Source organism: Bacteroides sp. BFG-606, from assembly GCF_024788145.1.
Classification (GTDB): Bacteria; Bacteroidota; Bacteroidia; order Bacteroidales; family Bacteroidaceae; genus Bacteroides; species Bacteroides vicugnae.
Genome location: NZ_JANUIL010000001.1, coordinates 2,969,037 through 2,992,234, shown reverse-complemented (window position 1 = coordinate 2,992,234; position 23,198 = coordinate 2,969,037). Strand labels below are relative to the sequence as shown.

At 41.7% G+C, this 23,198-nt stretch carries 14 protein-coding genes; 6 read left to right on the top strand and 8 right to left on the bottom strand.

Annotated features, from left to right (window positions below; genetic code table 11):
- Window positions 1-194: 194 nt before the first annotated feature.
- From secA to NXV01_RS10580, 3 genes are all read left to right on the top strand, one after another.
- Entirely contained in the window at window positions 195-3,512 is a 3,318-nt protein-coding gene (secA, locus tag NXV01_RS10590; protein ID WP_148364397.1) for a preprotein translocase subunit SecA, read from the top strand.
- Window positions 3,513-3,693: 181 nt separating this feature from the next.
- Window positions 3,694-4,800 (top strand): tetratricopeptide repeat protein, encoded by a 1,107-nt coding sequence (locus tag NXV01_RS10585; protein ID WP_259022342.1) that lies wholly within the window; start codon window positions 3,694-3,696, stop codon window positions 4,798-4,800.
- Window positions 4,801-4,861: 61 nt separating this feature from the next.
- Window positions 4,862-5,308: a hypothetical protein gene (locus NXV01_RS10580; RefSeq protein WP_217721609.1), complete on the top strand. Its 447-nt coding sequence runs from the start codon at window positions 4,862-4,864 to the stop codon at window positions 5,306-5,308.
- Between the two features lie 233 nt (window positions 5,309-5,541).
- Here the strand turns inward: NXV01_RS10580 and NXV01_RS10575 are convergent, their stop codons facing one another.
- From NXV01_RS10575 to NXV01_RS10545, 7 genes are all read right to left on the bottom strand, one after another.
- Entirely contained in the window at window positions 5,542-7,677 is a 2,136-nt protein-coding gene (locus NXV01_RS10575; protein ID WP_259022341.1) for an alpha-N-acetylglucosaminidase, read from the bottom strand.
- Between the two features lie 67 nt (window positions 7,678-7,744).
- Window positions 7,745-10,072 carry a beta-galactosidase gene (locus NXV01_RS10570; protein ID WP_259022338.1) on the bottom strand — a complete coding sequence of 776 codons (2,328 nt, stop codon included), beginning with the start codon at window positions 10,070-10,072 and terminating at the stop codon, window positions 7,745-7,747.
- 88 nt (window positions 10,073-10,160) lie between these two features.
- Window positions 10,161-11,726 carry a DUF4874 domain-containing protein gene (locus NXV01_RS10565; RefSeq protein WP_297284621.1) on the bottom strand — a complete coding sequence of 522 codons (1,566 nt, stop codon included), beginning with the start codon at window positions 11,724-11,726 and terminating at the stop codon, window positions 10,161-10,163.
- Between the two features lie 28 nt (window positions 11,727-11,754).
- On the bottom strand, window positions 11,755-13,065 hold the full coding sequence (locus NXV01_RS10560) for a SusE domain-containing protein (protein ID WP_259022337.1): 1,311 nt from the start codon (window positions 13,063-13,065) through the stop codon (window positions 11,755-11,757).
- A 15-nt stretch (window positions 13,066-13,080) separates the two neighbouring features.
- The gene (locus NXV01_RS10555) at window positions 13,081-14,595 is read right to left on the bottom strand and encodes a RagB/SusD family nutrient uptake outer membrane protein (RefSeq protein ID WP_148364391.1); all 1,515 of its coding nucleotides are present in this window, start codon (window positions 14,593-14,595) and stop codon (window positions 13,081-13,083) included.
- Window positions 14,596-14,607: 12 nt separating this feature from the next.
- Window positions 14,608-17,997, bottom strand: a complete 3,390-nt coding sequence (locus tag NXV01_RS10550; RefSeq protein WP_309569299.1) for a TonB-dependent receptor — start codon at window positions 17,995-17,997, stop codon at window positions 14,608-14,610.
- A gap of 169 nt (window positions 17,998-18,166) precedes the next feature.
- Window positions 18,167-19,189, bottom strand: a complete 1,023-nt coding sequence (locus tag NXV01_RS10545; RefSeq protein ID WP_259022335.1) for a FecR family protein — start codon at window positions 19,187-19,189, stop codon at window positions 18,167-18,169.
- Between the two features lie 134 nt (window positions 19,190-19,323).
- Between NXV01_RS10545 and NXV01_RS10540 the strand changes: the two genes are divergently transcribed.
- The gene (locus NXV01_RS10540; RefSeq protein WP_148364388.1) at window positions 19,324-19,899 is read left to right on the top strand and encodes an RNA polymerase sigma-70 factor; all 576 of its coding nucleotides are present in this window, start codon (window positions 19,324-19,326) and stop codon (window positions 19,897-19,899) included.
- A 299-nt stretch (window positions 19,900-20,198) separates the two neighbouring features.
- Here NXV01_RS10540 and NXV01_RS10535 read toward each other — a convergent pair whose 3' ends face one another.
- On the bottom strand, window positions 20,199-20,891 hold the full coding sequence (locus NXV01_RS10535; protein WP_259022334.1) for a helix-turn-helix domain containing protein: 693 nt from the start codon (window positions 20,889-20,891) through the stop codon (window positions 20,199-20,201).
- 96 nt (window positions 20,892-20,987) lie between these two features.
- Between NXV01_RS10535 and NXV01_RS10530 the strand changes: the two genes are divergently transcribed.
- Both NXV01_RS10530 and NXV01_RS10525 read left to right on the top strand, forming a co-directional pair.
- The gene (locus NXV01_RS10530; RefSeq protein WP_259022333.1) at window positions 20,988-21,209 is read left to right on the top strand and encodes a hypothetical protein; all 222 of its coding nucleotides are present in this window, start codon (window positions 20,988-20,990) and stop codon (window positions 21,207-21,209) included.
- Window positions 21,196-23,193: a transposase gene (locus NXV01_RS10525; RefSeq protein ID WP_259022332.1), complete on the top strand. Its 1,998-nt coding sequence runs from the start codon at window positions 21,196-21,198 to the stop codon at window positions 23,191-23,193. Before NXV01_RS10530 ends, NXV01_RS10525 begins: the two co-directional genes overlap by 14 nt.
- The last annotated feature ends 5 nt before the right edge of the window (window positions 23,194-23,198 follow it).

Here is a 23,198-nt window from a genome sequence, read left to right as displayed (position 1 = left end):
AGGGAGCAAAACATAAATAAATCAGCATTTTAATGTAACTTTGCGGAGGTTTCTTGATATAAAGATTCCCCAACGCGGATTAACGCAGATTTATGCGGATTAAAAAAAATCCAATTTAATCTTTCCTTTAACCTGCGTAAATCTGCGTTAATCCGCGTTGAAATTGAAATAAATAATAAACTAAATAATATAACATGGGATTTAATGAATTTTTAAGCTCGATTTTCGGAAACAAATCCACACGAGACATGAAAGAAATCAAACCCTGGGTGGAAAAGATCAAAGCTGCTTACCCGGAGATTGAAAAACTAGACAACGACGCCCTCCGTGCCAAAACGGAAGAACTCAAAAAATATATCCATGAATCGGCTACCGCTGAACGTGCGAAAGTGGAAGAGTTGAAGGCAAGCATTGAAACTCTCGAACTGGAAGACCGCGAAGAAGTCTTCGCACAAATCGATAAGACAGAAAAAGAAATTCTGGAAAAATATGAAAAAGCACTGGACGAAGTACTACCTGTTGCTTTTTCTATCGTAAAGGCTACTGCCAAACGTTTTACTGAAAATGAAGAAATCGTTGTAACTGCTACGGACTTCGACCGTCAACTGGCTGCCACGAAAGATTTCGTACGTATCGAAGGTGACAAGGCCATCTATCAGAATCACTGGGTAGCCGGTGGTAATGATACTGTATGGAATATGGTTCACTATGACGTACAGCTCTTCGGTGGTGTCGTTTTGCACAAAGGTAAGATTGCGGAAATGGCAACTGGTGAAGGTAAAACACTGGTAGCCACGCTCCCGGTATTCCTCAACGCATTGACCGGAAACGGTGTACACGTAGTTACCGTGAATGATTACCTCGCCAAACGTGACTCCGAATGGATGGGTCCTCTTTATATGTTCCACGGTTTGAGCGTAGATTGTATCGACCGCCATCAGCCGAACTCCGACGCACGTCGTCAGGCATATCTGGCTGATATCACTTTCGGTACAAACAACGAATTCGGTTTCGACTACCTGCGTGACAACATGGCTATCAGCCCGAAAGACCTTGTACAACGTCAGCACAACTATGCCATCGTCGATGAGGTTGACTCGGTATTGATTGACGACGCACGTACTCCGTTGATTATCTCCGGTCCTGTACCTAAAGGCGATGACCAGTTGTTCGAGCAACTCCGTCCACTAGTGGAACGTCTGGTAGAAGCACAAAAAGTACTGGCTACCAAATATCTTTCCGAAGCAAAAAAACTGATCGCATCCAACGATAAGAAAGAGGTGGAAGAAGGATTCCTCGCTCTATACCGCAGTCACAAAGCATTGCCGAAAAACAAACCGTTGATTAAGTTCCTTAGTGAACAGGGAATCAAGGCAGGCATGCTCAAGACGGAAGAGATATACATGGAACAGAACAACAAGCGTATGCATGAAGTGACTGATCCACTGTACTTCGTGATCGACGAAAAGTTGAATAGCGTAGACCTGACAGATAAGGGGGTAGACCTGATTACCGGTAACTCTGAAGATCCGACTTTATTCGTTCTTCCGGATATCGCCGGACAGCTTTCGGAACTGGAAAACATGAATCTGACCAACGAGCAACTGCTTGAAAAGAAGGATGAGTTGTTGACTAACTATGCCATCAAATCGGAACGTGTACACACCATCAATCAGCTGTTGAAGGCTTACACGATGTTCGAAAAAGACGATGAATACGTAGTAATCGACGGTCAGGTGAAGATTGTAGACGAGCAGACCGGTCGTATTATGGAAGGTCGTCGTTACTCTGACGGATTGCACCAGGCTATCGAAGCCAAGGAACGTGTGAAAGTGGAAGCTGCTACACAGACCTTCGCTACCATTACTTTGCAGAACTACTTCCGTATGTATCACAAACTATCCGGTATGACCGGTACTGCTGAAACGGAAGCAGGCGAACTTTGGGACATCTATAAATTGGACGTAGTCGTTATCCCGACCAACCGTCCGATCTCCCGTAAGGATATGAACGACCGCGTTTACAAGACGAAGCGCGAAAAGTATAAAGCTGTTATTGAGGAAATCGAAAAATTGGTTCAAGCAGGACGTCCGGTACTGGTGGGTACTACTTCGGTAGAAATCTCCGAAATGTTGAGCAAAATGCTTACCATGCGTAAGATTGAGCACAAGGTATTGAATGCTAAGCTGCACCAGAAAGAAGCAGACATCGTTGCTACTGCCGGTTTGAGCGGCACGGTAACCATTGCTACCAATATGGCAGGTCGTGGTACCGACATCAAACTAAGTCCGGAAGTAAAAGCAGCGGGCGGTTTGGCAATCATCGGTACGGAACGTCACGAATCCCGTCGTGTAGACCGCCAGTTGCGTGGTCGTGCAGGACGTCAGGGCGACCCGGGTTCTTCTGTATTCTTCGTGTCATTGGAAGACGACCTGATGCGTCTGTTCTCTTCCGACCGCATTGCCAGTGTAATGGACAAGCTCGGTTTCCAAGAAGGCGAAATGATCGAACACAAGATGATTTCCAACTCCATCGAACGCGCACAGAAGAAAGTGGAAGAAAACAACTTCGGTATTCGTAAACGTCTGTTGGAATATGACGACGTAATGAACAAGCAACGTACGGTGGTTTATACGAAACGTCGTCACGCTTTGATGGGTGAACGTATCGGTATGGATATCGTGAACATGATTTGGGACCGTTGCGCCAACGCTATCGAGAACAACGATTATGAAGGTTGCCAGATGGAATTGCTCCAGACATTGGCCATGGAAACTCCGTTCACTGAAGAAGAATTCCGTAACGAGAAGAAAGATAAGTTGGCCGAAAAGACTTTCAATATTGCTATGGAGAATTTCAAACGCAAAACTGAACGTCTGGCACAGATCGCTAATCCGGTTATCAAACAGGTATATGAAAATCAGGGACACATGTACGAAAACATCCTGATTCCTATCACAGACGGTAAACGGATGTACAATATCTCTTGTAACCTGAAAGCGGCTTACGAATCGGAATCTAAAGAAGTGGTGAAATCGTTCGAGAAATCAATCTTGCTCCACGTAATCGACGAAGCATGGAAAGAAAACTTGCGCGAACTGGACGAACTGAAACATTCCGTACAGAATGCAAGCTACGAACAGAAAGACCCGCTATTGATCTATAAACTGGAATCCGTGACTTTATTTGACGCTATGGTGAACAAGATCAACAACCAGACTATATCTATCTTGATGCGCGGACAAATTCCTGTACAGGAAGCTCCGGATGAATCAGCTGCACGCCGTGTAGAAGTGCGTCAGGCTGCTCCTGAACAACGCCAGGATATGAGCAAGTATCGCGAAAACAAAGAAGATTTGAGTGATCCGAACCAGCAGGCTGCTGCAAGTCAGGATACTCGTGAACAGCAGAAACGTGAACCGATTCGTGCAGAGAAGACAGTAGGTCGTAACGATCCTTGTCCATGTGGAAGCGGCAAAAAGTATAAAAACTGCCACGGAAAGAACCTTTGATTAATTAATAATTAAAAATTATAAATTAAAGGTTGGAAATTGTAGGGTAATGTGCTTTATGGCATAGTCTCTCTATATTCAACTTATAAAAGAAAGTCTCAAACGGTTAAAAACTGTTTGAGACTTTCTTTTATTCTTCCAAAGTTGTACTTTTGTTCAAATTACTAAATAGAACAAAACTATGGCAAAATCTTATTCACTGGCTTTCATCGTTTTATTCCTGCTGACTCTGGGTAGCTGTCAGAGTCTGGAACAGATCCCCATTGATTATCTGCAACCTGCCGACTTGAGCTTTCCTCCGCAACTCCGGAAAGTAGCTATTGTGAATAACACCAGCGACGCCCCGGATAATAAACTGATAACAGAGACTGAAAAAATGAAAGAAGGTACACCATTGATAAGTCGTGCAACGGCTTATGCCAATGGAGATCCTAAGACGGCCACTGAATCACTGGCAGAAGAAATTGCACAGCAGAACTACTTCGATGAGGTGGTTATCTGTGATTCTGCCTTACGTGCCAATGATAAACTGGCCCGCGAAAGTACATTGAGCCAGGAGGAAGTGCGTCAACTGGCTTCTAACCTGGGAGTGGACTTTATTATTGCACTGGAAAACCTGCAACTCAAAGCAACAAAGACGGTCCGTTATCTGGATGAGTTCAACTGCTTTCAAGGAGCGGTAGACGTGAAAGTTTATCCCACGGTGAAAGTTTATCTTCCCGAACGTAGCAGGCCGATGACTACGCTCCATCCTACTGATAGCATTTTTTGGGAGGAGTTTGGAGTTACAGCCATAGAAGCTGCCACTCGCATGATTCCCGACAAGCAGATGCTGGAAGAAGCGGCAACATTCGCAGGAACGGTTCCGGTGAAATATATTGTCCCTATTTGGAAAAAAGGAACACGGTATCTTTACACTGGCGGTTCGGTTCCCATGCGTGACGCTGCCATTTATGTACGCGAAAATTCATGGGACGACGCATACGAACTTTGGCGTCAGGCTTTCGAAGGAACCAAGAACCAAAAGAAAAAAATGCGGGCAGCTCTCAACATCGCTGTTTACTACGAAATGAAAGATAGTTTGGCTAAAGCGGAAGAATGGGCAGAAAAGGCCCAACAACTAGCCAAGAAAATAGATAAAAAGAACATCACAGATAGTCCTCAAGCTACCATTGATGACGTGCCGAATTATTATCTTACTACCTTGTATTTAGCTGAATTAAAGGAGAGAAATGCTCAATTACCCAAGTTAAAATTGCAAATGAGCCGATTTAATGATGATTTTTAAGGAAATTGTGTATCAAATCTTATTTTTTTTATACCTTTGAACTTATAAAAAGAAGGAACCCATGAAATTGAGCCAACAATCATTATCTATTATCGAATCGGCTATCCAAAAGGTAGTCGCTAAATATGCATGTAACTGTGAACAAACAGTCGTAACCGATATCCATCTCCAACCGGATCAGGCATCGGGACAACTTAATATTTACAACGATGATGATGAAGAACTGGCAAACATCATGATCGAAGAATGGGCTACTTATGAAGGGGATGATTTCCTTGAAAACGTGGAACCTTCTCTTCGCAACATTCTTTGCAGAATGAAGGATGCCGGAGATTTCGACAAAGTGACTATTCTGAAACCTTATTCTTTCGTCTTGGTAGATGAAGAGAAAGAAACCGTAGCAGAATTGTTGTTGATTGATGACGACACCATACTGGTAAATGATGAATTGCTGAAAGGGTTGGATAAGGAGTTGGATGACTTCTTAAAGGATTTGTTGGAAAAATAAAGAAGAATTGTTGGAGAAATAAAATACCGTTCTTTTTTTAATAGAGATCTTCAAGATCCATATAAAAAGATAATCGGAAGCAATCAGGATATGTCCTTTATTGCTTCCGATAATTTTATATATCTACCTTTCAGCAATGAAACTTGAGATTCCTTATAAAAAGTTCTAATGCAAATGTTATAGCCGGACATATTTCATACCCGGCTATAACATTTGCATTTCTATTCAATTATTTAGTTCTTCAATGTCCGTGCCTTACTCTTCTCTGCCCAGGCTTTCTCCATCCCATAGAAGTTTATTTCCTGTCCTGCAGGCTTCCCGTCCAGCTCCGCCTGTTTCTGCTCAAAGAAGGCTTTCCAACGCTGATAATACAAGTCTTTCAAGAGTCCGCTCCATTCCCGATGCGAATAATCATGTAGTCCGCCTTGATTGGCAGCAATGCTATCTCCCCAGACTGTGATTAATGCGGAAGCATTCCATTCGTACAATCGCTTTTCTTCTTCTGTAGTTCCCAAAGAACGAGCTGCATTCAACCAAGAGGAAACGGAAAATTCTTTCCGGGTAGATAACAAATGATCCTGTGCCAATATCAAGTCCAGGAATTGCTGTGTTTGTCTGCGGAAATTCTCTTTGTCCTTTCGGTCATAGCTATGTGATATTTCTTCAAGTAACACATTTCCTTTATCGGCATTACTCTGACGTACGATGTCTACCAAGTCATATTCAAAATTATTGTTTCCTTTATACTGGTCGGCAACGGAAGTAAATAGCAGGGCTGCCTTTGCTGTAGAATCCGGAGCATAAAATAGTTTGGAATATCCCCAAGTGGAAGTTCTATCCAGATGGAAACCCGGACGGGCACATAACAAAGACTCAATGGTTCCTTCACCCTGATAATCTTTCGGAGCATTGTAAACGGTGTGTTCCAATGCACGCCAAGCCTCCATTATTTCCGGTGAAACTTCTCTGCCATAACGAGCTTTCAAGTAAGTCTGCAACCATTCATCGGAAGAAAAGCGTTCTTCACGCCAAGGAAGTTCGTAAAGTAGTTCGAACATCACCGGATTATTCTCTATGCCCTCCGGGGTTGCTCCTACTCCATGCAACGTTTTCCCGTTAGTGTGTGCACAAGCATCATAATAACCGTTCACCAACTGATTCATCCGGCCGTGCAAGCCGACATTACCTCCAAAATTCAGCAACATACAATAGAGCCAGTCGTGTTTGCCAAAGCCTTTTTCCCGATACCACATGGAGTCCGAATCTCCCCATTGGGGACGTTTCTCGCTATATAAATCTAAAACGAGCAAATCTCCCTGATTAAGAGAAGCAATCATTTCTTCCCGAGGATTTGCCTGCCAGGCTTGAATGATCCAAACAGCCTTCGGATTGGCTTTCTTCATGGCTGCCATAATGGAAGCACCCGTTTTCGCCAAGTCGACTCCTTCCGTGTTGCCTCCCTCATGGAATGGGTCCATACTGTAATAGTTGGCTTTTCCATAAAGTCTCTCCAATTCCTCATAATACATAGCGGCAAAAGAATCGAAATGTTCATCTTCCGTAGAAAGGAAAGCCGGACGGGGGAAACCGCACCATTTACCGGGATCAGCGATCTGATAACCCAGCTTTTCACCAATGTTACGGGGAACCATTCCAGCATATCCGGGGAATACGGGTTCAAGACCCAACTCCCGCATACGGGCTACGATCTTCTTCTGAAGTGCTTCTTGTTGCTGATACCAGCTATCGGGGTTCGGTCCGCCCCAACCCTCGAGATTATTCATTTGCCACCAAGCCATAAAGGCCGGGCCGGAAATAAATTCATTGACTTCTTCTGTTGTGTATCCCAAACGTTTCAGCAAATTGTACCAGACCACCTCCATTCCGGTGATGCTCAAAGGCATATTGATGCCATGCATTGCCATCCAGTCTATTTCTTTTTCCCAACGCTCCCAATCCCAGAAAGCCATGGAATAAGAATAGGTACAATAGTTCAGATAATATCTGTCCTGCATGGATGTTTCCTTACGTATCTTTTCCTGTGGAAGCGGTAGTATTTCCGGTAACTTCTGCGAAAGATTATTCCAGGAAAGATGAATACCGGCTACATATTTCAGATACCAGTTCAACCCCGTAGCCAGAGACAAATCAGAGTTTCCGGTTATCAGCACTTTACCCTCTTCAGAAGATATTTCAAAATAATCTCTTAACGGATTGTTTTCATCAGCAATCATCCGAAAAAGAATACGATCTTTCGAAGTACCCTCCGTCACACGATCTGCCAATGCATTGACAGGCGACTGTTCGGTTTGACAGCTACATATCCATGTAGCCCCCAATAATAGAATGAATAAAAGACGTGTATACATAGCTTTATTTACAATTTATCAAATATAATAATTAAGAGTCGTATTTTATCTATTTACTACGTTTTATTCAATGAAATAAGAAGAATTGTGGACGGCCATATACATTTATATCTTTCACCTTTCCTGACAAGAATGAACCTTTACGAACTTTCACGCGAAAAGCCGAAACCTTATAAATTTCTTTCAGATCTATAATAACCCGGTGAGGATGATTAGGTTCCATAGCCGCATCCGTATGCCAAAAAGAAGAGATATCTCCATCAAACAGGTTTTCCGCTATTCCCAAGTTCTTATCAGCTTGTTCGCTGCTTACATAAACGACTTCCCATTTAGTTTTGTCAATCGGCTGTCCCTTATCATCTATCAGTTCCACTTCCGAAATGCAGGCCTGATTATCCTCTGTGTAGGAAGACAGAGTCTCTATACAGAAGTGACGGAGAGTAGTGGCAACCGGTAAATCGAATGACTGCCACTCATTAGTCTCCTGCAAAGTAGTTTTTAATGCAAGATCACCGTCTTCCAGAATCGGAGTGCCTGCCACTGCACGACGCTGGCCCTTCTGATAATTCTTATCAATACCCAAACTATCCAAAATGGGTTGATTCAATCCTTGCAAAACACGCTTACCCGTATCTTCCATTTCAAACACTACAATTTCGTTTTCTCCCTCTTTCAGCCATGGAGCGGGCAGATAGAGTGTTTGTTGAGGGCCGATATTCCAGAAACGTCCCAGAGATTTGCCATTTACCCAGACAGCACCTTTGCCCCATTGACTCATATCCACAAAGCAGTCACCTTTCTTCTCTACTGTAAACGTTCCTTTATGGAAAGCAGGAACGCCTTTGATGGTTTCTCCAAACTCCATTTCCGAAACTTTTTCTTTATACAGAAGCAATGGAGTAATAGACCATCCGGTCAACTTTTCATTTCCCCACAAAACTTGGCTGGTGATACCTTTCCGGTTAAACAGTATATCGGGGCCGTAGTTGACGCGTCCGGTATTTTCTACCAGAATCTCCAGTGTGGCAGGTGTCTTCGGCACATTCAAGGTCACACTGTTCTGATTGTAACGACGATCCAGACTGGCTACCTGCTTACCATCAATGAGGATCACAGCATAGTCACGCAAATCCTGTATGACAAGTTTCTGTTTTCCCGCTTTGGGGAGTGTTGCCTGATAATGAATATATCCGAAATCAACTCCTAAATCCTCCATCGACAGCACATTTTCCGACTGGGTAGTCTGATGAAATGCAGTCCTTAATGGAGCACTTTCCTTTAATTCGACTGTTGCAAAAGTGGTAATCGGATTATCTGCCGGAACTTCCGGCAGTACTGTTCCCGCAGGCAGGTATTTCTGAATCACTTCCCTGAATGCATGATATTTGGGATAACAATTTCCCCATTCACCCAAGGGAGCGTCATAATCATAGCTTGTGGGCTGGGGCTGATAACCGCCTCCGGTATTGGCTCCATTGGTATACTCAAAGTTTGTACCACCGTGGAACATATACATGCTGACAGAAACACCGTGGCTCAACATCCAGTCCAGCTGTTCGGCAGGACGTTCATAAGCAACAGAAGAATGTCGTTTGCCCCACTCGTCAAACCAGGCCGGATAAAACTCCGCTACAAAATAGGGACCGCCCTTTTGGTACTTATCTACCACTTTGAATATATCTTCACCAAACACTCCGTTCAATGTAGGCAATGCACCCTCAACATGTCCGGCTTCCACCTGTCCACCACCGTCGCAGGTAAATAGCGGAACATTGAATCCTGCTTCTTTAATCATATCGCGGATAGCGGCAAGATACTCTTTATCCGCTGCATACGATCCATATTCATTCTCCACCTGCACCATAATAATATTACCTCCATTATTGATGGTCAAAGGAGACAGTTGTTTGCCAAGTTCTTTGATATATCGTTCACAATAGGACAGGAAACGCGGATCTTTACTACGATAAGTCAGCTCCTTTTCTTTCAGCAGCCACGACGGGTAACCTCCGAAATCCCATTCTGCACATACATACGGACCGGGACGAAGAATCACATACAGTCCCTCTTCCTGTGCCGTACGGATAAATTCCGCAATATCAGCCTGTCCGCTAAAGTCAAATTCTCCCGGCTGACGTTCATGGAAGTTCCAAAAGACGTAGGCAGACACCGTATTCAGTCCCATCGCACGCGCTCTCTTCAGGCGGTCACGCCAATACTCGTGCGGAATGCGGGGATAGTGCATTTCTCCACAAATCAACTGGACATCCTTTCCCTCGATAGTAAAAGTACCATTTCCTATTCTAACCTGTTCCTTGGGGGAGGAACAGGATGAAATTAGAAATGATACTATGATGTTAAGTATAACAAGTACGGTTTTATGATTTTTGTTCATCTTCATTCAAATAAGATGTGAATTCCGAATACTCCGACCGCAACATGAAATCCATTCCATACGGTCGGAAGTATTCATCAATTTATTTTTAGAATGTAACTGTTCCGAACAGGTTTACAGCGTATTTTTTTGCATCATCATACCAATGAGTCACATTTTCTGTTTGAGCAAACTTAATGGCATATACCGAATTGTATTTCCAATCGGCTACTTTTTCCGGCATCCAGATTCCTACTTTATAAGTCCCGCTCACACCGGCTGCCACACTTCCTTTGATAGTGTATTTCGCAGCCTGATTCGGTTCCTGATCAGTAGACGGAATCCAAGTCTTAGGATCCACATCCAGTTTAAATTCTTTCACTACCTGACCGCTTTCGGAAACCAGTACGAGATATACCTCTTTCGGATTAATCACCGTAGCAAAACCGGTATTCGTAATCGTCAGATCATATTCCAGATTTCCACCTTTTGCTTCTACTTTCGATTCACTTTGGAGATTCAGACGATAGCCCAAATGGTCGCGGACAAAATCATAGAATGAACGAACAACATCATTGCCCTCCTCATCTTTGAAGTAACTCTCATCGAACAGAATATGATTATCATTTAATAAAGCGGGATTTACTTTTACCCGTTTCCAACTCATGATATTCAAATCAAAGTTTTGTGTCACATCAAATGCCGAGTAACGGTGTTCGCGCAAAATACGCAATGATTTTATCGGACTAATCAACGCTGCCAATCCCCATTCTGTATCCTCATTATAAGGGATCTCACCGCTCATATAGAAATTGTTCGCTTTCACCTCTTCCGTTATCTGCTTGTAGTCATCCGTATTAGGAACAAAGTCATTGCCCGGTGCAAGCGGATGTTCGCCGGCTGTAAAATAATCATTCGCATATCCGATGCGTCCACGAGATCCTTCCTGTTCCAGTGTCAACGCTTTCTTATGATTCGGATAACGCATTTCTACACAATAAGGTGAAGGTAAGGCTCTCAATAAAGCACTGACGATTGCATTCTTCGCACTCTGGTCATTCATCAACGGAGAAGTATGCCACTCTCCCCAAGCACCGATAAACCCCACCTGCATGGTAGCAATTTGTCCAATGTATTCATTCAACAGAGGAGTCAGTTGTTCGATGTGCCGGAGAATCCATTGTTTGGATTCGCCACCGGAAGTATTCAGTCCGGCGTGATTGTATGCAAAACGAAGAATGGCTTTATATCCCTGCGCTTTCATCAATTCGAATATCTTGCGGATATTTGACAGAGCTTCAGCATCCAGATCCTTACTCACCCAGTTAGTTAAGTAGATATATTGCTGCACAAGAGTCAGGTTATCGTCCTTTGCATCAAATTGCTCTACTTTCTTCGTATACAAATCATTGCCATAAACCTCATAATCATTATATGGACTTTTCATTTGGTCGGCAAGCAAATTACATTCCAAGTGGAATCCCCTATCGGGATTCCTAAGCGACTCGATCGGTACAATATTTCCTGTTACCTCCGGAGTTTCCGGTTCACTCGTTCCGTCTTCTTCTCCATATTGTCCCGCATATACATCTATTGTATCAGAACAAAAGCTACACATAATACCTAATAATAAGGTAGATAATATGGTCATAGTTTTCTTTATATTGATTAACATGATTGATATACTTTTAATTTTCACCCGATTAATTTTCATTGTAGATAAAACGTGCAGGAGCACCGGTTGTCCAAGGACTCCACAATGTTGCTCCTCCATCATGAAGAATACATTGATGAGACATATCATCAGTGACCAACAGATAAGAATACGGTCCGGTATGATTAGTGATTGCATCACCGCTCCATTGACCGGAAGCACACAAATTGAATTTCCAGTCGTTCAAATGCGCCTGCCCTTTTACTGATTCATAATATTCAGGATCTTTCAATACATTCCATTGACCTTCGGCAGTTCCGGCTTCCGCAAACAAATTCTTATATTCCTGTATGGTCGGCAAACGCCATCCCTTAGGTGCTATCTTATCACGAATATCGTAATGATAATGCACTCCATAGGCTTTCACTCTACCTTCTCCGAGCGACGCAGGTGTATTTTTGAAATTATTCGCTTCAATATCTGTACCATCAGCATATTTAGTCGCACGCAGATTATCCGCCAACCAAACCAATGACGTTTTATCACTATAAAATATACGAACAACACGGTAAGTAATCTTTTCATCTCCACGAACATCGACGAAACGCATCATTTCTGTCATATTCAATACTCCGGAAGAACGCGATACCCATTGCCCATCATCAGTCTTCACATTCCAATACACAGAATTGGAAGTCCAACGTTTGATGGAAAGTTTATCGAGCAGTGCCTGAAGTTCTTCATGAGTCAATGATGCTTTACCATTCACAACTCCCACACTCTGTTCGGCAACCGTCTGTATCATTTCGGGATCCAGTGAGAAACAAAGCGAGTACGAGGTGGATTCAGACCATTCCTGGGTATTCCATTCAAATTGCACAGCAGTCTCCGGGGCATTTTCAGCCAAGGAAATCTTAGTCAAATCTTCCGGCTGCACTAATTTGCTAGTCATACGTTTCACCCGAATGGTGCGTGCTTCCGAAGCTGCTGCGGTTATATTACCTGTTTCTTTGACCGTCCAATACAGTATTGCTTCCTGTCCCGCTTTAATTCCCAATTGAGAAAAACTCTGATCGGCAGTCAATGCAGATATCGCAACAGAAGTCGATTTTCCTGCATCAATTATCACCGGTTCTTTGAATTTCCTGTCAGCACAAATAAGCAGCTTTGCTCCATTTTCCAGAGGCTTCTCCCAAGAGAAACTATATTTCTCAATCGATAAATCATTCAAATCAATGATCGCTCCATCTTGAGGCGTGCTCAAGTAAATATCCGACATCGGAATGATCACATTGTACTTGTCTTCCTTACATCCGGCAAGCAACAATATTCCTAATAGACTATATAATAAATGTTTCATAATGCTATCTATTTTTTAGTAACCGGGATTTTGAATTATAATGCCTTGTCCTTCAGTTATCAGATGAGTAGGCAACGGGAATTTCTCATATTTATATTGTCCATCCACTTTCGTTTCTATTTTACCTGTCGGTTGTCCGGCAAATCTTGCTTTGGCAAGTGCTGCTTCAATAAATTTTCCATGGCGGATCAAATCCTGACGGCGCACTCCTTCAAAATAGAATTCATGTCCACGTTCTTCCAATAGTTTATCCAGAAAATCTTCTACTGATGAGAAATCACTCAATTGATAAGCTTTCAATCCACCATGAGTAACCCGCACCTGATTCAACAGGCCAATCGCCTCTTGAGTGATACTGTTTCCATTGCGAACGATAGCTTCCGAAAGTAAAGTCAATACATCCGCATAACGATAGATGGGCATATCTATTTCGCACTTCTCTCCTATTACACCCTCAATTTTATATTTCACCGGAATTGCACCGTAGAAAAGTATACCTGTCGTACCACCGTCACGGTCAAGCGCCCGGCTATGGTGTACGCCCTCCGTACCTGTATATTCACCAATAATTCTTTCGCGTCTCTTGTCTTTTGGATCATACGATTCGTATGCAGGCCAGGAAATTTTATACCCTCCCCAGGCAGTTACCGACATTCCGGCTGGAAGAGGATAGTCTGAAGTCAGTACGTGAGCGAACCATTTCTGTTCCATCACACCGGCCTCGGCCACACATGAGAATATGACTTCCGAATTCTTTTCACCAGATAAAGAGAACAGAGAGTTATAATCGTCTACCAATTTATAACCATATTCCGGTTTTGTCAATTCACGTCCTATTTTCTCCGCCTCATCCCATTGCTTAGTCATCATGTAGAATTTCAGCAATAATGTATTGGCCAATCCTTTGGTGAAACGTCCGTAATTTGTATCTTCATACTTATAAGGCAACACATTAGCTGCATCTTTCAAGTTGGAAACAATGTATTCACGCATGGCTTCTTCCGACAAACGTGGAATAACAATCTCCGCTTCCGGTTTTTGCAAAGTCTCCAGATCAGCGATAGGTATCGGACCGTACATATCATACATCAGGAAAGCCAGGAAACCACGTCCGCATTTCAATTCCGCCATATAGCGAGCTTTCAAGGTTTCATCCATATTCACGTCCTTGATGCGATCCATTGTCAAAGTCATGGAAGCCAAATACTGGGAATAGTCATACACACGACGATAGTCACCGTCGATATGCCAGTCATTAGCTTCATACGAATTGTATACGGTAGTCCATCCCCAAGTGTTTTCCACATAATCGGTTACCATTTCCGAAGTCGTCACATAGCCTGCCGCTACTTCAAAGATCCCCCACGGAGAGAACACATAATAAGCACTCGAATTGACCAAAGCATTTACGTCTTCAGCATTTTGGGGAAACATTCCCGGATTAATTTTATTATATACTTCCTGCTCCAGCGTACAAGACGAAATGAGGAACAAGAGAGTTGCTATTGCAGTATAAATTGTCTTTTTCATATTCATCACTTATTAGAAAGATATTGATACACCAAAATTATACGAGGTTACATTCGGATATGCATAGGTCCCGTTGTCCGTTTCCGGGTCCAGACCTGTCCAGTTAGTAATCACAAACGGATTGTTCACGTCTACATATACACGGAGATTCTTGGCAATCTTCTGGCTGACAGGCACTTTATATCCCAATGTAATACTTCCACAACGAACATAATAGATAGATTTCACATAATAGTCACCCCATCCGCTTCCACCTCTGACGAATGTCGGATCAGTGGCTGTCAGGTTATTGCTATTGAAAGCTTTCAGGGCATAAGTAGAAACATTGATACCATTGTCCATACGTGTCCAGCCCTCATAATAACTGGCTCCTCTCTTTCTGCCGGCTTCTCCATAGAAATAGATATTCAAGTCAAAGTTCTTATATCTGAACGAGTTGTTCAGACCGTAGATTATTTTGGGGTCACCATTACCCATATATACTTTATCCTCATCTCCCAATACTCCGTTTCCATCGCGGTCTTTCAGTTTCATCATACCCGGAACCAAGTCTTTTTGAGCGTCCGGAACTTTTTCTCCCGGTTGCAGGATACCAAGCGCTTCATATTCCCACCATGCACGAATCGGATCATTTTCTTTTTCATAAGGTTTGGGTTTCCAGTTCGGGTCACGTGTCAGCCAACGGTCATTGTAATGTGACAAGGTTAATGTCGTATCCCATTCAAAATCTTTAGTAACGATATTCACCGTATTCACTGTGATTTCCACACCCTGACTTTGTGTTGATCCTATATTACCCGCTATTTTATTTATCTCATTATAAAAAGGCAATGGTTTATTTGTCACCAACAAGTCTGTAATCTTACGTTTGAAGTATTCGGCTGTCAACTTAAACCGGTTGTTGAGTATGCCTAGATCCACACCTACATTAAATTCCGTGGTCGTTTCCCAAGTCAGGCTCCTGTTACCCAAATCCGAAGCATATACTCCTGTTGATTCTGCACCTCCGATAATAGCACTTCTTCCCACTTCATAATAGTCGTAAATGCGATAACCGACATTAGAGTTACCTGTCTGTCCGTAAGAAGTTCTTAACTTCAACATAGACAACCAGTTTGAAGCTCCCTTCATGAACTTTTCTTCACTGATCATCCAACCGGCTGATATGGACGGGAAATACCCCCAACGATTTTCCGGGGCAAAATTGGAAGCAGCATCAGCACGAACTGTAGCTTCCAGTAAATATCTGCCTTTATACGAGTAATTGGCACGGGCAAACAGAGAAGCAATACTGTTAATAGAAGCCCATGAACCTACAGAAGGTTTCTTGTAATTACCTGAACCCAAACTATTATATCCGAAACCATCTACAAGAAAGTCTTCATTTCCGGCACTCAATCCATCATTCTTAAATTTCTGGAATGAATAACCACCAATAGCTTTCACGTTATGATCACCAAAACTCTTGGAATATTGTGCTGTCAGCTCCATCAGATAGGTAGTACTTGTTTCCTGCGAAATATCCGCTCTTCCGTTTTTGGTCTTTCCCTGCAAAGTTGTTTTAGGCAAATAGCTGGAACGTTTCTGGAAACTACGGTCGACGCCTAACTGCAACTTCACTTCCAATTCTTTCAAAGGTTTCACAGATACGAATGCAGAGCCTATGATCCGGTCTTTTACAGTGTTATCCTTTATATCCAACAGAGACACCGGATTTGCAACAAAAGGACGTTTCGGATCAATATAATAATTTCCTTCAGAATCATAGATAGGAATAGTAGGATTGGACTGGATAGCACCGGTCAATACACCGGAATATTCATTGGCATTGTCTCCCAGCGGAACATTATCATACTTATTCTGTGAGTAAGTAGCAGTCAGTCCGAAAGAAACATATTCACTCAATTCCTGATCCAGATTCAAACGGGCAGAAAAACGGCTGACACCATTATTCTTGACAATACCCTCCTGATTCATATAGTTGACAGAAGCCAGATAACGGGTTTTCTCCGTACCACCATTCACAGAAAGATTGTGCTGTTGCGTATATCCATTGCGCATCACCGCATCCAACCAATCGGTACCGCTAGCTGTCAATATTTCATCATTATTGAAAGTGGGTTTATATTGAGTAGGCGGAGTGTCCTGCTTTTCAACATATCCTTCATAGATACCCATTCCGTTCAACTTTAACCACTCTTCATACATCTGTTTATTATACATATCCATATACATACGGGTATCAAGCATCTTATAGTTGGAACGGGCTACCTGCACCGATCCCATACCGGAATAAGTCACTCTGGGCTTCTGACTCTTACCGCGTTTGGTGGTAATCAAAACAACTCCATGTCCGGCACGCGCACCATAAATAGCCGTAGAAGCAGCATCTTTCAACACAGAAATGGATTCAATGTCATCCGGATTCAATGATTCCAGTACATTATCGATATTACCCGATTCGTAGAAACCATTACCCGAACTTAAATTGGAAGTAGAAGATACCGGGAAGCCGTCGATTACAAATAAAGGTTCATTACCAGCACCTGTAGACGCCTCTCCACGAATACGGAATTTCGCTTCACCGCCCGGCTGCGCAGAAACCTGGTTCACACGGAATCCTGCTGCTTTACCTGCCAACGCACGAGATACATTCGGTACGGTATTCATCTCCACATCTCCCATGTTTACCATAGAAACGGCACCGGTCAATGTCTTCTTGCTCTGTGTACCGTAACCCACCACTACCACTTCGTCAAGTTGTTTGGAATCTTCCTGCAAAGTGATTCTCATGTTTTTTCCGGGTTGTACGGCAACCGTCTGCGACTGATAGCCGATATAGGAGATATCGAGCTGTGCCTTCGATGAAGAAACGGAGAGTTTGAAATTCCCGTCAATATCTGTTATCGTACCGTTACCCTGTACTCCTTTTTCTAACACACTGGCCCCGATAATCGGTTCCCCCTGTGCATCTGATATAGTACCGGATATGGTTATTTTCTTTTCTTGTTCCGGAGACTGTGCCTCGATGGATAATATTATCTTCTTGTCCAGTACCGAATATTTTACATTAGTGCCGGAAAAGATTTCTTTCAACACACTAAAAATGTTGCTTTTATCAGCGGAAACTGATACGCGACGATTCAAATCGACATGCTTATTATTGAAGAAAAAATCGAAATCAGACTGCGCTTCAATCTCTTTCAAAATGTCCTCCACTCGCTGATTACGTACATCAATACTGATTAAAGCCTTTTGAGCGTAACTATCGGCTGCATAGCTCAATCCGATAGAACATACAAAGAACAAAACCAATAGTCTCATAGATAATGGGATTTTTTTTGAGGTTAGCCAAAGTGACTTTACCACCCACAAAAATTGGATGCTAAAATAATTTTGCATAAATTTGTAATGACTTAAAGTTAATAAAAAGTTTATCTAAGCTTGTCGCCAAACAAGCATCAAAAAGATTTACCGATTTCCATACGGGGAGATACGCCAATATCCTCCCGTATGTTTTTGTTTAAGGGGATCTGTCTTTCATTGCATTTTTGTTTTTAAGGTTAATCAATCAATATATTTCAATTTTACTCTTTTCATCTTTTATATCCGGCGAATCAAGATAACGCCAACGGATTTGAGAAGAAAGCTGGAAATATTCCAGAATACGCTCCAAGCGTTGATTAGTAAACGTACCTGTAAATGAGTCTCCTTTCAAACGGTCGTTTTTAATAATGAATTCCACGTTATACCGCTTCTCCAACATTCGCAATCCCTCTTTGAGAGGAGTATTTTTGAATATAATCTTTCCCTCTTTCCATGCTATTTCCGACTCGCCGGAGGTGGCATAAAGCTGTACTTTACTGTCTCTTGTATCATAGACCAATTTCTGTCCGGGATCCATCAGTACTTTTTTCGAACCATTGTCAGATGAATAAATAAAACCTATCTTTCCTTCAACCAATGTTGCTGCAATCCGGTCTTCTTTTTCATAAGCCTCTACATTAAAATGAGTTCCCAATACCTCGATCTGTGACTGGTGGGAAGTAGAGACTATAAATTTCTTTTCCGGATTCTTGGCTACTTCAAAATAAGCTTCTCCCTGCAATGTTACATTTCTCGTGTCGCCGTCAAAGCGTGAGGGATAACTCAAAGTAGATTCGGAATTCAGGAAAACCAGTGTACCGTCGGGCAATGTCAAAGAAGTCATCATTCCTGGATTCGTCTTCACTTCCATGATTTGTGCCAGTTCCTGTTCGCTTCCTCCCCAGTGTTGTACCATCAGAGTAACGAGAAGTGGAATGAACAGCACTGCTGCCGCACGTTGCGCCCATTCCCACCATGTCGTTTTCCTTTGTCTGTTACCTGTCATTCTACTTTTCACCTTTGTCAATGCTTTCTCTGTGTCGACTTTCGTCATGATGTGAACGGTATCTGTGGCAAGATAGAGAGCATGTATTTGTTTGGCCATCCGTCGGTTTTCTTCCGATTCATCCATCCACGTCTCAACTTGCAGACGCTCTTCTTCCGTTGCCAGTCCCTCACAATAACGGGGAAGCAATTCTTCTATTGTATTTTTATCAGTCTTATCCATATTCGTATTTTATTGCCTTTTACTATAAGACAAGGGAGACTTTAGAGATTCCTAAACCAAATCTCATTTTTTTTCAGAAAATCTTTGTTTTCTTATAAAAAAGCTATATTTGCAGTGAAATATCGAACTAATGCATGAAAGAAATTCACCTGTCAGACAACAATTTCCTATTATCTGCCATACAACAGGGAGACCAAAAGGCATTTGATGCACTGTTTCGGAGATATTATCCGGCACTGTGCGCCTACGGCCATCGCTTCGTCGATCTGGAAGATGCGGAAGAAATTGTGCAGGATTCTCTTTTATGGATTTGGGAAAATAGAGAAAATCTGATTATCGAAACTTCGCTTAGTTCATACCTCTTTAAAATGATATACCGCAAAGCTCTGAACAAGCTTGCACATATTGATGCCACCCAACGTGCCGACACTCGATTTTATGAAGAGATGCAGGAAATGCTACAAGATACGGATCTTTATCAAGTCGAAGAGTTGACACAACGTATCAAAAATGCCATTGCCACATTGCCGGAAAGTTACCGGGAAGCTTTTGTGATGCATCGGTTCCGGGATATGAGTTATAAAGAAATAGCTGAGATTTTGGGAGTATCTCCCAAAACTGTAGATTACCGCATTCAACAGGCACTAAAGCAACTACGTGTAGATTTAAAGGATTATCTGCCGTTATTGCTACCGATTCTATTTCCTTAAAAATAAGCCAGTGTAGGGGGCATGTAACTTTATGAATTAGGGAGTTTTTACATTGATTGACTGAAACTCTTTATACATGGGTGATTGCGAATGAATGAGTAGTAAATTTATGGACACATATTTTATTCATGAAGTTTACATCCGACTACATTTACTTTGCTTTTTAGGGGTGAATTTGGGCAAAACAGCTTCATAAACTTAACATTTTGACTGAAAAGTAGTAAATGTGCAAAGAAGATTGGTCTTTTTTTATATCTGTTACCTATATATTACTACATATTTTCTCTACAGATCGTTGTCTATATTTTTTCATCTTCATCTTGAATATCATAGAAAAAATCATCATCTATAGAAAATAAACGATCATGCAAATCATTAAATGAACTAATTTTATCATAGATTTCTGATATTATGTTTTTGTAAGGGTGTAAAATCTTTAGTAATTCAATTTCGACTTTACAATCTTTCTTGAAAGCCGCAATTAATTCTTTATAGCTAATCTTATTATCAACAAAGTCATCATATGCCTTTATAAATTTAGATTGTAAAGAGTAATTTTGCAGCCAAACATTAATCATTTCTACATTTGTTTCAAATCCGGAATATTCGTCACGAATATATTCACATTTTGAGTGTTTTACAAGTCTATCAAGAAGAGTCATAATACCTTTACTGCTTATGATATTTCTCATGTCTTGTTCATCTTCTGTAATGCCAGAAAAACTATCTTTTTCTTCTGGTGTCAGTTCTCTTGATAAAGATATTGTTTCGGACTTTATATGGCTTTTACTAATGCCGTTAATTAACCAATCCAGATTTGCACCTTCACATTTTGAAAATATAATATCATAATCAATGCTGTTGCGCGCATACCAATTTGATATTGTATTAGGTTTAACACCCAGAAAACGCGCTAATTCTGCATTGTTTTTTAACTTATAAGCCTCCTTTATTCTATCTAATACGATGCCTTTCTGTTTTTTTTCGCTCATAATGTGAATAATTTCTTTATTCTGCTTGTTTTATTCACGTAACGTGAATATATTTGCAGCGATAATACAAATGATTCACAAATATATGATATTAATATGATGTTATCAAGTAATGAAAGAAAGAAAATAAAAAAAGAGATTCCTTGGGGGATGCAATCTGAGATAGCAAAAGAATTAGGTATATCTAGGCAGGTTGTGTCAAATGTATTGTCGGGGGTAGCTACAAGTAAGAGAGTTGATGAAGCCATTATTAGGCACTACTTAGCTTATAAAAAAAAAGTTCGTCGTATAAGCAAAATGATAAATGATGGAGAATGAAAAACAAGTGTTCATTCCTCAATCATTCTTGTTAGAGAAAGGAGTGAAATATAAAACTATCGAAATGTGGATATTTAGAAAGACGATTGTTCCTTTCAAATATAATGATGAGATGTTTTATAATTATGATTCTATCCCTGCCCCCACTCGTGCGAAGCTTCCCAGCAAAGAAGCTATCATCCGAGCACGGGAACGGGAAAAGGACGAAGGCACTATCAATGAGTTCTACGAACGTTTACTAGTGGCTAAAGATAATTATTTTCCCACCTATCGTGAAGTCTATCTTCAACGTGGTTTATCTCCCGACAAGGTTTTGGAAAACTCTCAAAAGCACGCGGTTTTGGAGGAAATTCTCACGATTCGTGACGAACACCGGGAAGAACATGAACGTTTCCCGCTCCGCTATGTGTGGCAGGCGTTCTGCAAAATATATCCGAACTGGTATGTTTATCATGCTTTTAGTCTTGCGCTAAACACGTGTGTTAATGAAGGGATAGAACGTTTATTAATAAAAAAGTATGTTCCAGCCGAAAAGAAATTCGATGCTCGGTATGATAAAATGATACTTGACTGTATGTCGTCCATGAAGAAATACACGCAACCGAAAATTCATAAGAAAATTTGTAAGGCGTGTGATTTGAAAGGGTGGGAAAAACCTTCATTAAGTTGGACTAAGCAAACTTGCGTACGTTTAGAGGCGGCTACCTTCATGGCTCGCAATGGTGCCACCGATTTCTACTACAACCGTAAACCGTATATGGGACTGATACCCGCCCAAAATGCTAATTCACAATGGCAGATAGATGGTTGGCGGCTACCTTTCTATATGAAAGACTTTGAAACTCTGACTTTATTTTGGGTGATTGACGCATGTACTGGCAGGATAGTAGGTTCTTATGTTGACAGTTCGGAGAATACGGAAACCATTCTCAAAGGGCTTGAAAATGCAGTAGAAACCACTGGAGTGTTACCTTTTGAAATTGTATCTGACAATCATTCATTTAACCAGACAAAAGAGGCGGAACACCTAAAAAACGCTCTTACTACTATAGGCGTACACTGGACTGTGTCCATGAATCCCAGACGCAAATCTAAGGTTGAAAGAAGTTTCCGGACATTCGGGGATGATTTTTGCAAGGAGGAATACGGCTACATTGGTCAGGGTATCAAGTCTAAAATGAAAAACGGACGGTCTGCCCAAGAAATGATAGACAAAGCTGTAAAGAAACCACTCATTAGAGAACAAATAGCACTAATTGCCGGGCGTTGTATCGAAGAATACAACAACACTAAAGGCAAAGACGGGAAATCACCTAATGAACGCTATGAAGAGGCTGTAAACGATTCCAACCGTATAAAAAAATCCTTCAAGGTTACGGAGCTGGATAGAATCGCCTTGTTTGTCAGGCGTTCGGAAGCGACAGTAAGAAGAGGGCAAATAGTTATTGAGCGTGGCGGAATGAAATATGAATTTGAACTGAATGCCAAGCAGTTTAACAAGTTCAATAACAGGAAATTCGGTGTACGATATGCCACGTTTGATGAAATCTATCTTTTTGATTTAGAAAAGGATACCTACATAGATACGGTTCAGAGAAAGAAGTATGCCCACTCTGCTTTAGCCGACCAGACAGAAGAAGATAAGACACTGCAATTCAAGCATAAAGGACGCCTGAACGGAATAGATAACGAGGTGAAGAAAGCCCAGGTAGATATTTATAATAAAGCCGTTTCCATTGATCCGGAAGCCGCCTACATAATGAATCCTCTTTTAACTCCAAAAGCTGATTTTAACGAGTATTTGCGTAATGGAAATCTAGCCGACTTTGCCGAACGCCACGGAATACGCCCGCAGGATATGCCTGAAATTCCGGTGTATTGTGAGAAGAACTCCATAGAACCGGAAGACAAGAAGAAAAATAAAAAGGCCGAAAGCCCCTTCCTCACGGATGAAACTATCGACCTGTCCCGATTTGATTATTAACCCAG